The organism is Paenibacillus glufosinatiresistens (assembly GCF_031470375.1).
Classification (GTDB): Bacteria; Bacillota; Bacilli; order Paenibacillales; family Paenibacillaceae; genus Paenibacillus_AQ; species Paenibacillus_AQ glufosinatiresistens.
The window spans coordinates 243218-257674 of the sequence record NZ_JAVFHT010000004.1 but is presented as its reverse complement, the minus strand read 5'-3'; the positions used below and the strand labels follow the sequence as shown (position 1 = coordinate 257674).

Here is a 14457-nt window from a genome sequence, read left to right as displayed (position 1 = left end):
GGGCACCCGCCTTTCTTTTACCGCTCCAGCCTCATCCCCGCGAACATCCCGGCCAGCACCCAGCTCAGTCCGAATCCCGCCGGGAGAAAGAACACTATTCCCCACCAGCCGTACAGTTGAACAGCCGCCAGCAGCGAAGTGAGCGCGCTGTAAGGCAGCGACAGCAGGAGAACGGCTCTCGTCCCCGCCACCGCCCTCTGTTCCTTGGAGAAGGGAAGCAGCGCGGCGAACTCCTCGCCCATCAGGGACTTCCAGAACGACACCAGCCAGAAGGACAGCATGGCCAGCAGCACCCCGATCACCAGCCATTTGAAGCCGTACGGCACAATAAAGATGGCGGCAAGCGATACCCCGAGGAACTGAAGGTACAGCTTCAGATGGCCGGTATGCCGGACCAGCGCCTTGATTCCGGCCTCCGTCAGCCGTTTCTCGGCCGGGGCGGTGGCCAGCAGCGTCTGCGACTTGCGGAAGATCCAAGGCCGGTACCGCGTCGGCCGGGGCTTGTCGATGACGCCGCTCAGCAGAAAAGCCGCAATCCGCATCCGCTGCTTGAAATCCTCCCGGACATCGCCGGTGAAGCTGCCGCGCAGGGAGAGGCGGGTGCGGAGCGCCAGCGCCGCGCCGGCCAGATACACCGCCGCAGCCAGCCACAGCAGAGCCGGCGTCTGCATCCAGGCGGAGACTGCCCGGACGTACAGGCCTGCGGGCACGCCGGCAGCCGGAATGAGCCACAGCCAGCGGCGCCACCCCTGCCGCTGCACCAGCACCAGATGGCGAAGCAGCTTGACGCACCAGCCGCAGGCCACGGTCAGCGCTGCCAGCGCCAAGGCCGACGCCCAGGAGACGGCATAGCCGCGGATCAGAAAGGGCAGCATGACGCCCAAGACCGCCAGCAGCTTGAGCGCGGTGAGCAGCAGGCTGTAGGCCGTACCGCCCAGCATCAGCGTCCGTACCCAGCGCTGCTGCTGGCGGAGAAACAGCAGATCCCCTTCATGCAGCAGGAGCAGCAGGCCGCCCGAGACGATCCCGAGCGCCAGGATGCCCGGAAGCAGCGCCAAGGGCAGGTTCAGCGACCAGCCGGGCAGCGGCTCCTGCCAGTAGCCGTAGTAATAGCGGCCGCCCAGCAGCAGGCCGGGAATAATCAGATAGAGCATCACCGTCCAGTCGGCGACGGTGCGGATCATTCCGAGCTGCTCGCGGATATGCCCGGTCAGCCTTCTGCGAAGCAGCCGGCCGGGCGAACCGGTGCGATAGCCGTTCCGGCGGCGGGCCGGGACGGGTTCTTTTGGAACAGTCACAGCGGGACCCCTCATGTCAGCGCATCAAAACAATCGAACAGCGAAGCCTCCGGCAGCCCCGCCGCTGCCCGGATCTTCTCCAGCGTGCCGGAAGCCGCCACTTCGCCGGCAGAGACCAGCACGAAGCTATCGCAGATTTTCTCGGCCGTATCGAGCACATGGGTGGACATCAGGACGCCCGCTCCCCGCTCCCGCTCTGATTTCAGCAGATTCAGGAAGTCCTTCGTCGCTCTCGGGTCCAGCCCGATAAACGGCTCGTCCACCACATACACGTCCGGCCGGACCAGAAATCCGAGCATCAGCATCATCTTCTGCTTCATCCCCTTGGAGAACCCTGCCGGCAAGTCATGCCGGACATGCTCCATGCCGAACCGGACCAGCAGCTCTTCCGCTGTGGTGGCGAATGTCCCGTAGTCCAGTCCGTATGCCGCCGCTGCCAGATCCAGATGCTCCCACAGGGTAAGCTCTTCGTAGAATACGGGCTGTTCCGGCACATAGGCGTAGGTTGCCTTCCCGCCTTCGCCGCTTTCGCCGCTTCCTCCGAAAGACACTTCCGCCTTGGCATGCTTCAAAAGCCCGAGCAGCGTCTTGATGGTCGTGCTCTTGCCCGCTCCGTTCGGACCGATCAGCCCGAGCAGCTCGCCGCGCCGGACCTGAAAGCCAATGTCGCGGATGCGCACATCTCCGGCTTCGTAACCGGCTTCCTCAATATGAACGCGGAGCACCGTCTCCGGTTCTGTTCCCAGGGCCTCCGGCGTCTCTTCCGTCCGCTTCTCCTCCACACCGTCCACTCTCCGTTTCCTTTGTCTCTGACGAACTCTATCATAACACTTCCAGTCTATGGATACAGCCTTCCTTTAGAGACGCTGCAGGTCCTGATACAAAACCGAAACGGACGGACCATTATCCGTCTAGAGTACCGCCGTCTCCGGCAGAGCCGCCGCAGCTTCGCTCGACCGTATATCCCGGCGCTCAATGGCTGTGCGGAGCAGCAGCATGCCGCAGCCCAGAAGCACGAGCAGCGACCCTGACAGCAGGTAGGCCGAGAGCGGCCCCGCAGCGGTGACCAGCGCTCCCCCGGCGACCGGGCCGAGAATGACCGCAGCGCTGGTCAGCGATCCCACGGTCCCGAAGACGCGTCCGCTGTACGTCTCCGGCGTCCGCTGCTGAAGCAGGGTCTGGAACGGGATGAAGATCATCCCCGCTCCGGCCCCCGCCACCAGGAACGCCGAGAAGAGGACGGCGTACAAGCCGTACCCGTTCAGCCCCGAGCCGGTAATGACTCCGGCTGCGGCAAAGACGGCGCCCATCGTTACCGCTCCGGCGCTCATGAGCAACAGCGGCCGGCCAGCGCCCAGCTTGCCCGCCGCCAAGACGTAGAGCAGGGTACCGATTCCGCTTGCTCCGATGCACCACCCCAGCACGCCTTCGTTCATGTCCGGTATGGTCCGCAGCAGAGTGACGGCTTGGGAGTCAGCGACTTGAAGCACGAGCAGCGCGGTCACCAGCAGCAGCAGACCGCCCATCAGCATCGGCATGCCGGAGATGAACGCGATTCCAGCCGAGAGATCCTTGCGGAAGGAGGCAAGCCCCTGAGCCCCGGCCGCCTCCCGGCTGCGCCGGAACTCGGCGGGGAGGCGAAGCAGCAGCAGCGCGGACATCAGAAATGCGGCGGCGTCAATCCCGTAGCAGACCGAGATTCCGAACATGCCGACCAGCACGCCGCCGAGGGCCGGACCGGCGATCTTCGTAATCTGCTCGATGGAAGCGCTGACGGAGACCGCCTGCTCCATTTGCCCGGAAGGCACCAACTCCTTGAGCTTGCCGCTCTTGGCAGGGCTGAACAGTACATCCATCAATCCCTTGGCAATCAGCAGCGCATACACCTGCCAGAGCGTTCCGGCGAACAGGAACAGGGCGACCAGTCCGGCCCGGACGAGGTCGGAGCCGATCATCAGGCGCTTGCGGTTCATCCGATCCGCCAGCACGCCGGCAATCGGCCCTCCCAGAAGCGAGGGTACTGCCATGCACAGCGACATTACGGTAATCTCCCACGGGGTGGCCTGCCACTTCATGCCCACCATGGCGAGCAGCGCCAGCACGTACAGCCATTCGCCCACATTGGATACAAGCTGCGCCGCCATCAGCGTCAGAAAGGGACGGTTGCGGCGCAGGCCGCCTTGCCCGTCTTGAGGGGAATCGGTGAGGGTATTCATTATTCGGATTCATCTCCTGTCTCGGGTTAAATGAAGCGTTTGTCTTCATGCTAGCACGGCAGCAAGAGCCGCTCCTCCATCCCGGGCCGGAAATCCCCGCGGTCCCGCAGCCTGATTTTGCCCCCGGTTCACAGGCGGAACCCGTCCTTAAATAATTTTGATTTTTAATAATTAAAACTGCGCTCATTGTGACAAATCACATGTTTTTCTCTCTTTCTTTCACGTAAGGTAGGAGTAGATAAAGGTTCTGGTCGTCGTACCCGGACCCCACACGAACGCATGCAGATATTTCAATGGAAAAGGGTGAATGAAAGATGCTTCAATCCTACGAGCGCGACACGCAGCTTACGCTTCATTTGTACCGGGTATTCGCCAAATCGTTCAAGAGCATCAACGAACACGCCGTTACAGGCAGCAAGATTGAAGGGTTCAACCCGACGGCCTTCGCCGTAATGGAAGTTCTGTACTATAAAGGACCGCAGCCGATCCAGCAGATCGGCGCCAAGCTGCTGCTGCAGAGCGGCAACGTTACGTACGTCATCGACAAGCTGGAAGAACGGGGCTATCTGCAGCGCAAGGCCTGCGCCAGCGACCGCCGCGTGATCTTCGCCGAGCTTACCGCCGAGGGCGAGCGACTGATGAACGACATGTATCCGAAGTATACGGAGCGGCTCCACCTGGCGTTCAGCGGACTGAATGACGAGGAGAAGGTCCAGATGATCGGATTGCTCAAGAAGATGGGACTGCAAGCCGAGAAGCTGTCTCCCCTGCCGCGCAAGTAACCCAAGAAGCACATCCCCGATGGCTTGAATCCGCAACAAGGAGGACCCGGCAATTGCCGGGTCCTCCTTGTTGCATCTGCACCGTACCGAACCGTCCGTCTCAGCTTCTCCGCTCTGCGGATGCGCTCTCCCACTCCCGGCGCAGCAGGGCATACAGTTCTACATCCCGCAGGCCCCGGCGGGTCAGCCGGTATTCCCGCAGCAAGCCTTCCTTCCGGAAGCCCAGGCGGTTGAAGAGACGCTCGGAGCGTTCATTGCCGCGCAGACATTGCGCCTCGATCCGGTTCAGCCGCAGCTTCCGGAAGCCAAATTCAAGCACCAGGCGCAGCGCCTCGGTCATATAGCCATGTCCCCAAAAGCCGGGGTGCAGCTCGCAGCCGATCTCTCCCCGGCGCGCACCGGAGTCCTGCCAGGCATTGAAGCCGGCGCTGCCGATCACTCTTCCGCTGTCCCGAAGCGTCAGGCTCCAGCGCAGACCGTCTCCCTCCCGCTCCATGTCCAGCAGCAGCCAAATCAGCGCTTCGGCGGATCCGGCACCGCTCAGCTCGGGCATGCCCAGCCAATCGGAGGCTTCCTCCGCCGTCCAGACCGCCAACAGCGCTTCGGCATCCAGCGTGGACAGCGGCCGCAGCACGATTCGCGGGCCCTCAAGCCCCGGAGCCGTTCCTGTAAGGATGTCCATCCGTCCCCCTCCTTCTTCTGGTTGTAGTATAGCATGTTCCAGATGCCGGCAAGCACGCACAAAAAAACGCCCGCTCACGCGCGGACGCCTTCATTGCATGCCTGCCAGGGGTCAAGGAATGCGTAACGGTCTGGAATCAGGCGATTCAGCCGGTAGCGCCGGCCGTCTTGATCGGCTTCAGCACTTCCTGGCACAGAAGCTCCAGCTTCGGCTGAATGCTGCGGAACTCCTCAATGCCTCTTCCCGTCAAGCTGTACTCTTCTCCGTGGAAGGTCAGATAATTATCCTGGGTTAGCCGTTCCAATTCCTGCTTCACTTCGCGTTCTCCAATCCGATATCCGAACTGTTCCAGTTGAGTCTGCATATCCGATATCGTCAGCTTGCGTTCGTGGGCGATATACAGCATATGGATTCCTATGAACAAATTTTGCACATCGGCGCGCATAGCTCCTCCTCCCGGCCTAAGCCTTGTGTGATGGGTCAGCTATTATTTACCCGTCGCCGTCTTCGCGGAAACACAGGGCTTCCGGCCCGGGACCTGCGGTGCTGCCTCTGAAAGCCGCACGGCGCATGGGGTTCAGTGCTTGACGTACCGCTCTGCCCTGTACTATGTTGGTTAATAAGACTTACTTACAGAAAGGTGATGCTCCATGTTTCAGGCCATGCCCTATGACGGCACCCGCAGCGAGCGTTTCGAGGCCGTTCTTGCCCAGCTCGGCTCGCTGATTCAAGATGAACCGAATGCCGTCGCCAATCTGGCCAACGCATCCGCTCTGCTCAAAGCTTCCCTGCCCGATACGAACTGGGCCGGATTCTACTTATACGACGGGACGGAGCTCGTCCTGGGTCCGTTCCAGGGGCTTCCGGCCTGCATCCGGATTCCGCTCGGCCGCGGAGTCTGCGGCACCGCAGCGGCTGAGCGCCGGACGCTGGTCGTCGGCGACGTGCACGCTTTTCCCGGCCATATCGCCTGCGATGCCGCCTCCAACAGCGAGATCGTTGTGCCGCTCGTCCAGGAAGACCGCCTGCTCGGGGTACTCGACATCGACAGCCCGATCAAGCACCGGTTCGACGATGACGAGCGCCGGTTCCTGGAGCGTTTTGCCGCCATCGTAGCCGCCGTCCTGTAAGCCGCCGAAGCGTCCGAAGGATCGCCTCCCGGTCTGCGCAGAGAAACCGCGAACAGCCCCCTCACTTGCCGCAAGGCGGGAGAGGGGGCTGTTCGGCGTACTTGGCGTTCCGGCTGAAGTCCGGCTGAAGTCGGACATCTGTCATGTCAGGCTGCCTCGGCTCCTCCGCAGCGAACACCGTCTGCTCTATAGCTCTACCGGCCGGATATTCCAAATCTCCGAAGCGTAGCGGCTGATGGTACTGTCGCTTGAGAATTTGCCGGAGTGGGCAATGTTAATAATGGATTTCTTGAGCCATTCGGGACGGTTGCGATAAGCCCGGTCAATCTCCACATGGGTCTCGACATACGAGGCAAAATCCTTGAGGACAAAGAATTCGTCGTTGTTGTCCAGCAGCGAGTGGAAGATTTGACCGAAATCCTGCCCGTCACAGCAGAACGCGCCGGGGTTCATGAGCTGGTCCAGCACTTCCTTGACCCGCCCGTCGCCGTTGTAGATATCCCTGGCGTAATAGCCGCCGTGCTGATAATAATCCAGCACCTGCTCTGCGCTCAGGCCGAACAGGAACATGTTCTCATTGCCCAGCATTTCGTGCATCTCGACATTCGCGCCGTCCATCGTGCCGATGGTCAGCGCGCCGTTCATCATGAATTTCATGTTGCCCGTGCCCGACGCTTCCTTGCTCGCCGTCGAGATCTGCTCGCTGACATCGGCCGCCGGAATGATCTTCTCGGCCAGCGATACCGAATAGTTCTCCAGGAAGAAGATCTGAAGCTTGCCGTTGACGTCCTTGTCATTGTTGACCGTATGGGCAACCGTATTGATGAGCTTGATGATCCGTTTTGCCAGATGGTAGCTTGGCGCAGCCTTGGCCCCGAAGATGAACGTTCTTGGCACTATGTCCATCGACGGTGCAGCCTTGATCTGATTATAGAGATGCATGATATGCAGAATGTTCAGAAGCTGGCGCTTGTACGCGTGCAGCCGCTTCACCTGGACATCGAAGATGGAATCGGGATTGACCTTGACACCGTGCCGGCTCTCAATATACTGCGCAAGCCGGAGCTTGTTGGCGCGCTTGACCTCGCCGATCCGCTCCTGGAAGGAGGCATCCTCGCAGTACTTGATCAGCCCGATCAGCTCCTGCGGATGCGTCTTCCAGCGGGTTCCGATCGTATCGTCGATCAGATCCTTCAGCTGCGGATTGGCGTGCAGCAGCCAGCGCCGGTGCGTAATGCCGTTCGTCTTGTTATTGAACCGGTCGGGAAACATCTCGTCGAAGAGCCGCATTTCCCGTCTCCGCAGAATTTCGGTATGGAGCGCCGCAACGCCGTTGACGCTGTGGCTGCCGACGATGGCCAGGTTGGCCATGCGCACCTGATCGCCGTAGATGATCGCCATACCCGCAAGACGCCCCTCGTCGCCGGGATAGCGCCGCAGCAGTTCAGCGCAGTAGCGGGCATTGATCTCCTCGATGATCTGGAACACGCGCGGCAGCAGCTCGCGCACCATCGGCACCGGCCACTTCTCCAGCGCTTCGCTCAAGATTGTATGATTCGTGTAGGAGACCATCCGGGTCACGAGGTCCCAGGCTTGATCCCAGCCCATCTTCTTCTCGTCCATCAGAAGGCGCATCAGCTCGGGAATGACGAGCGTCGGGTGGGTGTCGTTGATATGAAGCGCCACCTTGTCCGGCAGCGCGGTATACGGCAGTCCGAGCTTGTCGAACGTGCGCAGAATGCTCTGCAAGCCTGCGCTGCACATGAAATACTGCTGCTTCAGCCGGAGCAGCTTGCCTTCATAGCGGGAATCGTCCGGATAGAGAAACTCGGAGATGGACTCGACGGAACGCTTGTACTCCAGAAATTTGTGATAATCGCTTCCCGCCCGCATCCCGAACGCCTTGGACGGCTGCATGACCGACTCCGCGCTCCAGTTGCGCAGCGTGTTGACGTGCCGCTCGTCGGCGCCGATGATCGGGATGTCGTACGGTACCGCCCGGACCGTCTCGTAATCCTTATGCTCGAATACAAGCTCGCCGCTGCTGTCGACATCGGTATCCACGCGGCCCCAGAACTTCACGTCCACGCTCTTGTCCTCGCGGCGCACTTCCCATACATTGCCCTTCTGCAGCCAGTAGTCCGGAAGCTCCACCTGGTAGCCGTCCACGATCTTCTGCTCGAAAAGTCCGTATTTGTAGCGGATGCCGCATCCGTGTCCGGCATAGCCCAGCGAGGCCAGCGAGTCCATGAAGCAGGCCGCCAGACGCCCGAGGCCGCCGTTCCCGAGCCCCGGATCTGGTTCTTCCTCCTCGATGTCGTCCAGGCGGAAGCCCAGCTCTTCCAGCCCGCCGGCGACGACTTCCAGATCGCCCATGTTGAGCAGATTGTTGCCGAGCAGCCGGCCGATCAGAAATTCCATGGAGAAATAATACACCTGCTTCTCCTGGCCCTGCCGATAGCGGCGGTTCGTCTCGGCCCAGTTCCGGCCGGCCTGCTCCCGGACCATATTGCCCAGAATGTTGAAGACATCGGCGCCGGAAGCCTCTTCGAGCGGCTTGCCCAGCTGATCGACAATTTTGTCGGTAAATGCGGCTTTGAAACGTTCTTTATCGGTAAATAGCAAAAGAGTTCCTCCTGACGTTCGCTAATTATGGCGCAGGACGGCGAGAAAGGGCTACATTTTGCTGCTCTTGGCAATGACGAACGGGCGGCGGCTGTCTCCGACCAGAACCCGTTCCCGGCTGAGCTGCACGTCCTTATCCATAATCACATTCTCGATGACGGCACCTTCTTCGATGACGCATTTCTGCATGATGACGGAGTTGGTCACCCGCGCCCCCTTGCGGATCTGCACGCCCCGGAAGATCACGCTGTTCTCCACCTTGCCCCCGATAATACAGCCGTTGGCGACCAGCGAATTGCTGACCTCGGCGTTCTCCAGGTAACGGGTGGGAGCCTCATATTTGATCTTGGTCTGCACGGGATTGTTCCCGAACAGCTCCATGAAATTCTCCTGACGCAGCAGTTCCATGCTGTTCTTGTAATAGCTCTCCAGCGAGTTGATTACGGCATGGTAGCCTTTGTATTCATAGGCGGCAATCTTCAGGCTGTTCTGATTCTTCTGGATGGCGTCCCGGAAGAAGAAGCTCTCGCCGTGGGCGATGCAGTGTTCCACCATTTCCAGGAACCGGTCCTTCTCCATGATGAACATATCGAGATATACGTTATGATGGCCTTTCTCCTGATGAATGCCGGTTACGAAGCTGTCTTCGTCCACCTCCAGCCGCTGGCACAGCTCATGCTCGGGCTGAAGCTCCTCGATCTTCTTGTAGACAAGCGTGACGTCCGCGCCCTGCTTGAGATGATAGTTGTACAGCTCGCGCAGGTCGATCGTGCTGATATGCTGGCTTCCGGAATGCACAAGGTACTTGGCGGAAGCGCGTTTGAAGAAGTCGAGATTGTTGTGAAAATGCTGGAGGTCGCCGCGCGAGGTATCGGTCGGGTCATTCCAGTCGGGCGGCAGGATGAACAGCCCGCCGTGCTTGCGGTTCATATCCCAGGATTTGCCGTCGCCTAAATGGTCCATCAGCGAGCGGTACTTCCGCCGGACGAACAGGCCCACGCTCTCCAGATCGGCGCGCATCATATTGGAGAGAACAAAATCAATCAGCCGGTACCGGCTGGCAAAGGGCACGGCCGCGCCGCAGCGGAAGTAGGTAAGTTCGTTCAGATTATCGAGTTCGTGATCCAGATTGATAACGCCCAGAAGCTGCTTCATGGCTTGCACCGTCCTTGTATTTTATTTAGAGCGTGTTGGTGATCTTGGCTGGAGAGGCCTTGCGCTTCTTGTTGCGGTTGTCGATCAGAAGAATCTCATTCTCATTCTCCCGTTCTACGCCGATTTCCATGCCGTCTTCGAGAATGGTATTCTCGCTGATAATCGCCTTGTGAATCTTCACGCCGCGGCCGATCTTCACCTTCGGCATAATGACGGAATCCTTGATCTCGCTGCCTTCTCCGACTTCTACTCCGTAGAAGAGCACAGAATGCTCGACATCGCCGCGGACGATGCAGCCCTCGTTGATGATCGAACCGCACACCTTCGCGCCGGGAGCCACATACTGGGCCGGCTGGTTCGGATTGCGCGTATAGATGCGCCAGGACGGATCGTTCAGATTGAGGGGCGGATTGTCGCTGAGCAGATCCATATTGGCCTCCCAGAGACTGTTGACTGTACCCACATCCCGCCAGTATCCTTCGAACGGATAGGCATACAGCGTCTTGCCCTTGGAGAGCAGCGCCGGGATGATGTCTTTCCCGAAGTCATGCGAGGATTCCGGATTCTCGCCGTCTTCCAGCAGCGCCCGCCGCAGCACCTCCCATTTGAATATATAGACGCCCATCGAGGCGAGCGTGCTCTTCGGCTTCGCCGGCTTCTCCTCGAATTCATAAATCTTCAGGTTCTCCTCGGTATTGAGGATGCCGAAGCGCGTCGCTTCTTCCATCGAGACATCAATCACCGAGATTGTGCAGTCGGAATTCCGTTCTTTATGATATTGAAGCATGGCATTGTAATCCATCTTGTAAATATGGTCCCCAGAGAGGATAAGGACATGCTCGGGATCATACTGGTCCACGAACTTCAGGTTCCGGTAGATGGCGTCCGCCGTTCCCCGGTACCAGCTGCTTCCGTCCTCGCGTTCATGCGGGGGAAGCACATAGACGCCTCCGTGGTTATGATTGAGATCCCAATCCGAGCCGACCCCGATATAGGAGTGCAGCACCAGCGGCTCGTACTGCGTCAGGACTCCGACGGTGTCGATACCCGAATTCGTGCAGTTGCTCAGCGGGAAGTCGATAATCCGGTAAGTCCCTCCGAAATACACGGCCGGCTTCGCGAGCGATTTGGTCAGACCCTTCAGCCTTTTTCCCTGGCCTCCGGCCAGCAGCATGGCAACCATTTCTTTTTTCTTCATGGAAGAGCCTCCTTGAGCTTGGGGTGGATAACGCTTCTTCGATTGCTGGGAGAACGAGTGCGACTCAAGTAATGGATATGTAGCAGGAACCGGTGGTGCGGGCAAAGCCGGAAAGCTGTAAAAGGAACCGGTAAAGAAACTAGGAAAAAGGGATTCAAAACGGGGAGCGGAAGCGGAACTCCGCTGAGCTATACGCCCTATTTTAAAGTGTGAGACGGCATACCGTCAAAACCCTTTTCTTCTATTTCATACAAAGGCTTTACCGGACCCGGTTCATTTAATCTGCAACCGTTTCCTCCTTGCCGATTCATTAATCATTAACCAATATCGGCCGGGCTGATTGAAGGATCGGCGTGGACAAGCCGCGTATTCTTCAGCAAATTTTCAATCTTCTGTGGCATAATGGCAGTAACCATGCTGGGAGGGATACCGATGAATACCGCACAGGGCGTGCGGCTGCTGCTGGTGGACGACGAGCCGCATATTCTCCAGTTTCTGGAGCTGGGCCTGTTAAATGAAGGCTTTGAAGTCCGGACGGCCCAGGACGGGACAGCTGCGCTGGAGATTGCCGCCGAGTTCAAGCCGCATGTCGCCATACTGGATGTGATGATGCCGGGAATGAACGGCTTCGAAGTCTGCCGCTATCTGCGGTCAGGGGAAGAGGAGATTGCCGTTATCATGCTGACGGCCAAGGATGAAGTGGACGACCGGGTGAAGGGCCTGTCTATCGGAGCGGATGACTATATGGTCAAGCCGTTCAGCTTCGACGAGCTGCTGGCCCGGATTCAGGCCAGGCTCCGCAACCAGTTCCCGGCGCTGCTCGGCGAAGTTCGCTGCGGCCCCTTCCGCATTGACAACCGCCGCCGGGAAATCCGGTACCGGGACGAAGCGCTGGAACTGTCGCCCACCGAGTACGAGCTGCTCCAGTACATGCTCCTTAACCACGGGCTGGTGCTGAGCAAGCCGATGATTCTCGACAAAGTCTGGGGCTATGACTTCGGCGGCGAAGAGAACATTGTGGAAGTCTATATCCGCTCTCTGCGGGAGAAGCTCGGCGACAAGGAGCACCGCCTGATCCGGACGCTGCGGGGAGCGGGCTACCGGGTGGACCTCCCATGAGCGCTCACGGCCGCTTCCGTCCGCTTCGCCTGCGCGGGCCGCGTTCGCTGCGCAGCCAGCTCCTGGCCGCCTCGCTGCTGATTCTATCGGGGCTGCTGCTGCTGATCGGCGTGCTTCAGTATGTCATTATGCGCAATTTCATCTACAGCAACCGGGCCGAGACCATGCAGACCCAGATTCGTTCCATTCCGCGCGAGGTAATCTTCAATCTCGCCCGGGACGACGCGGACGGGACCCTGCCCGGCGAATCCCCGGAAGGGCAGCCGTCCGCTCAACCGCCCCCTCCGTTTCAGAGCGAGGCCGGAGACAGCGGGAGAGTCTGGAACGGATCTCGCCGCCCTCTGCTGCTGGACGCCCAGACGACCATTGCGATCTACACGCCGGACGGAACCTTCACCGATCTTCAGCGCGCCACGCTGGCGGAGTCGGAAGCCCCGCGTCTGAGCGACGCCGAATACCGGAAGCTTCTGGACGATGCCGATTCGCGGCATCCAAACAGGTACCGGATCATAAGCTCCGGCGGCGGCAGCGAACAGCTCGCGGTATTCCAGCGCTTCGGACGCTCGGACGGGCCGGAGGCCCTGCTGCAGATGAGCGTCGATACCGGGCCGCTGCGCAAAGTAATTCTCACCCAGCTGCTGATCTTCGTTGGCCTGTCAGCGGCGGCGCTGCTGGCGGGCCTATTCCTCTATGTGCCCGCCCTCAGGCGGACGCTGGTGCCGCTCTCCACCATGCGGACCACCGCGCAGCGCATTGACGCCGGCAACCTGGATCTCCGCTTTCCTTCCCGCCAGGGCCAGGAGGAGATCGACCAGCTCTCCCACTCCTTCAATGGCATGCTGGAACGGCTGGAAGGCTCCTTCCGCAGCGAGCGCGAGGCCAAGGAGCGGATGCGCCGGTTCGCGGCCGACGCCTCCCACGAACTGCGGACGCCGCTGACCTCGATTCACGGGTTCCTGGAGGTGCTTCTGCGGGGAGCGGCGGACAACAAGGAACAGTTGGACAAAGCGCTGCGCAGCATGCACGGCGAGTCCAGGCGGATCAACAAGCTTGTCGAGGACCTGCTGCTGCTCGCCCGGATGGACGGGGAGCCGGGCCTGCGGACCCGGGAGCTGGAGCTGGGCGGGGTCCTCGCCGAGATGGAGCCCCAGCTTCGGATGCTGGCGGACGGCCGCCGGGTCGATTTTGCCCTGGAAGAAGATCTGTGGGGCCGCTATGATCCCGACAAGATCAAGCAGGTTGTGCTGAATCTGTTCCAGAACGCAGTTCAGCACACCGATCCGGCCGGGGGCTGCATCCGGGTAGCCCTGAAGCCCGAAGGCTCCTGGGCCGTGTTGACCGTTCAGGACAACGGCCCCGGCATCCTGCCGGAGCATCTTCCTTATGTGTTCGACCGCTTCTACCGCAGCGACGCCTCGCGCGCCCGCAAGTACGGCGGCTCCGGCCTCGGCCTCTCGATCACGAAGTCGATCACCGAGGCGCACGGCGGAGAGATCACGGCCGACAGCCCGCCGGGGCAAGGCGCCCGGTTCCGCGTGCTGCTGCCCCGGACGGAGGCTCCGAATTGAAATGAAGGAGCGGATTTCATAGAATAGAGGGAAGCTTGCGGCTGAAGAGCCGGATCAGAATCGTTCAACGGAAGCATAATCGATCAGAGGAGGAATCATCATGTACGAAATCGCGGTAATCGGGGCGGGACCGGCCGGGGCCAGCGCGGCGCTTTTTGCAGCCAAGGCAGGCAAGGCGACCCTGCTGATCGACAACGACAAAGGCATGACCCGGCGCGGCTGGTATGAGAACTACTACGGCATCCCGGCCGTCGGCGGACCGGAGCTCGTCGAGACCGGGCATCAGCAGGCCGTGAAGTTCGGCGCGAAGCTTGCAGCCGACAAGGCGACAGACATCGTCCGGGGCGAAGACGGCTTCCGGATTGCGACCGAGAGCGGTCAGACTTACGAAGCCCGGCACATCATTCTGGCAACCGGCGCGCTGACCGACCTGGCTGCCCAGGCGGGCGTCGAGACCCGGGACGGCACAGAGCCGCGCATTAAGACCGTGGTTGCCGTCCGGCCCGACGGACGGACGAATATCGACGGCATCTGGGCCGCCGGTACGGTGGCCGGCGTCAGCGTGCACGCCATCATCACCGCCGGGGACGGAGCCCGGGTGGCGGTCAACGTCATCAGCGAGCTGAACGGCGCGCGGTACGTCGATCATGACGCGATGAAATCCTAAGACCGGATATCGCATCC

13 protein-coding genes are annotated in these 14457 nt (G+C 60.4%); 5 read left to right on the top strand and 8 right to left on the bottom strand.

What is annotated here, in order from left to right:
- Positions 1–17 precede the first annotated feature (17 nt).
- From RBI05_RS07650 to RBI05_RS07640, 3 genes are all read right to left on the bottom strand, one after another.
- A complete protein-coding gene (locus RBI05_RS07650; RefSeq protein ID WP_310550643.1) occupies positions 18–1298 on the bottom strand; it encodes an ABC transporter permease in 1281 nt (426 codons plus the stop codon).
- An 11-nt stretch (positions 1299–1309) separates the two neighbouring features.
- Complete coding sequence (locus RBI05_RS07645; protein WP_310550682.1) at positions 1310–2080, bottom strand: ABC transporter ATP-binding protein; 771 nt, start codon at positions 2078–2080, stop codon at positions 1310–1312.
- A gap of 129 nt (positions 2081–2209) precedes the next feature.
- A complete protein-coding gene (locus RBI05_RS07640) occupies positions 2210–3514 on the bottom strand; it encodes an MFS transporter (protein ID WP_310550642.1) in 1305 nt (434 codons plus the stop codon).
- Between the two features lie 314 nt (positions 3515–3828).
- On the opposite strand from RBI05_RS07640, the gene RBI05_RS07635 reads away from it, so the two are divergent.
- Entirely contained in the window at positions 3829–4296 is a 468-nt protein-coding gene (locus RBI05_RS07635; RefSeq protein ID WP_150459634.1) for a MarR family winged helix-turn-helix transcriptional regulator, read from the top strand.
- Positions 4297–4396: 100 nt separating this feature from the next.
- Here RBI05_RS07635 and RBI05_RS07630 read toward each other — a convergent pair whose 3' ends face one another.
- Together RBI05_RS07630 and RBI05_RS07625 are read right to left on the bottom strand one after the other, a co-directional pair.
- Positions 4397–4978, bottom strand: a complete 582-nt coding sequence (locus tag RBI05_RS07630; protein ID WP_310550641.1) for a GNAT family N-acetyltransferase — start codon at positions 4976–4978, stop codon at positions 4397–4399.
- A gap of 145 nt (positions 4979–5123) precedes the next feature.
- Positions 5124–5423: a hypothetical protein gene (locus tag RBI05_RS07625; RefSeq protein WP_150459636.1), complete on the bottom strand. Its 300-nt coding sequence runs from the start codon at positions 5421–5423 to the stop codon at positions 5124–5126.
- A 205-nt stretch (positions 5424–5628) separates the two neighbouring features.
- Here RBI05_RS07625 and RBI05_RS07620 point away from each other — a divergent pair, with 205 nt between their 5' ends.
- The gene (locus RBI05_RS07620) at positions 5629–6108 is read left to right on the top strand and encodes a GAF domain-containing protein (protein ID WP_150459637.1); all 480 of its coding nucleotides are present in this window, start codon (positions 5629–5631) and stop codon (positions 6106–6108) included.
- A gap of 186 nt (positions 6109–6294) precedes the next feature.
- Here the strand turns inward: RBI05_RS07620 and RBI05_RS07615 are convergent, their stop codons facing one another.
- Genes RBI05_RS07615 through RBI05_RS07605 form a run of 3 tightly spaced genes read right to left on the bottom strand, consistent with a single transcriptional unit; the run spans position 6295 to position 11086 of the window.
- Positions 6295–8733, bottom strand: coding sequence for a glycogen/starch/alpha-glucan phosphorylase (locus RBI05_RS07615; RefSeq protein WP_310550640.1), 2439 nt, complete (start codon positions 8731–8733; stop codon positions 6295–6297).
- A 51-nt stretch (positions 8734–8784) separates the two neighbouring features.
- Positions 8785–9888, bottom strand: coding sequence for a glucose-1-phosphate adenylyltransferase subunit GlgD (gene glgD, locus RBI05_RS07610; protein ID WP_150459639.1), 1104 nt, complete (start codon positions 9886–9888; stop codon positions 8785–8787).
- 25 nt (positions 9889–9913) lie between these two features.
- Positions 9914–11086: a glucose-1-phosphate adenylyltransferase gene (locus tag RBI05_RS07605; RefSeq protein ID WP_310550639.1), complete on the bottom strand. Its 1173-nt coding sequence runs from the start codon at positions 11084–11086 to the stop codon at positions 9914–9916.
- A gap of 432 nt (positions 11087–11518) precedes the next feature.
- Between RBI05_RS07605 and RBI05_RS07600 the strand changes: the two genes are divergently transcribed.
- The 3 genes from RBI05_RS07600 to RBI05_RS07590 all read left to right on the top strand — a co-directional run bounded on the left by RBI05_RS07600 (position 11519) and on the right by RBI05_RS07590 (position 14440).
- Positions 11519–12205 carry a response regulator transcription factor gene (locus tag RBI05_RS07600; protein WP_150459641.1) on the top strand — a complete coding sequence of 229 codons (687 nt, stop codon included), beginning with the start codon at positions 11519–11521 and terminating at the stop codon, positions 12203–12205.
- Positions 12202–13773 (top strand): sensor histidine kinase, encoded by a 1572-nt coding sequence (locus RBI05_RS07595; protein ID WP_310550638.1) that lies wholly within the window; start codon positions 12202–12204, stop codon positions 13771–13773. The genes RBI05_RS07600 and RBI05_RS07595 overlap by 4 nt, the downstream gene beginning before the upstream one ends.
- Positions 13774–13873: 100 nt before the next feature.
- On the top strand, positions 13874–14440 hold the full coding sequence (locus RBI05_RS07590) for an FAD-dependent oxidoreductase (protein ID WP_310550637.1): 567 nt from the start codon (positions 13874–13876) through the stop codon (positions 14438–14440).
- Positions 14441–14457: the final 17 nt, after the last annotated feature.

What these genes read in the sequence shown, in the direction of transcription:
- RBI05_RS07640 (WP_310550642.1), bottom strand. Translation starts at nt 3,514, where the DNA reads ATGAATACCCTCACCGATTCCCCTCAAGACGGGCAAGGCGGCCTGCGC.
- RBI05_RS07635 (WP_150459634.1), top strand. Translation starts at nt 3,829, where the DNA reads ATGCTTCAATCCTACGAGCGCGACACGCAGCTTACGCTTCATTTGTAC.
- RBI05_RS07630 (WP_310550641.1), bottom strand. Translation starts at nt 4,978, where the DNA reads ATGGACATCCTTACAGGAACGGCTCCGGGGCTTGAGGGCCCGCGAATC.
- RBI05_RS07625 (WP_150459636.1), bottom strand. Translation starts at nt 5,423, where the DNA reads ATGCGCGCCGATGTGCAAAATTTGTTCATAGGAATCCATATGCTGTAT.
- RBI05_RS07620 (WP_150459637.1), top strand. Translation starts at nt 5,629, where the DNA reads ATGTTTCAGGCCATGCCCTATGACGGCACCCGCAGCGAGCGTTTCGAG.
- glgD (WP_150459639.1), bottom strand. Translation starts at nt 9,888, where the DNA reads ATGAAGCAGCTTCTGGGCGTTATCAATCTGGATCACGAACTCGATAAT.
- RBI05_RS07605 (WP_310550639.1), bottom strand. Translation starts at nt 11,086, where the DNA reads ATGAAGAAAAAAGAAATGGTTGCCATGCTGCTGGCCGGAGGCCAGGGA.
- RBI05_RS07600 (WP_150459641.1), top strand. Translation starts at nt 11,519, where the DNA reads ATGAATACCGCACAGGGCGTGCGGCTGCTGCTGGTGGACGACGAGCCG.
- RBI05_RS07595 (WP_310550638.1), top strand. Translation starts at nt 12,202, where the DNA reads ATGAGCGCTCACGGCCGCTTCCGTCCGCTTCGCCTGCGCGGGCCGCGT.
- RBI05_RS07590 (WP_310550637.1), top strand. Translation starts at nt 13,874, where the DNA reads ATGTACGAAATCGCGGTAATCGGGGCGGGACCGGCCGGGGCCAGCGCG.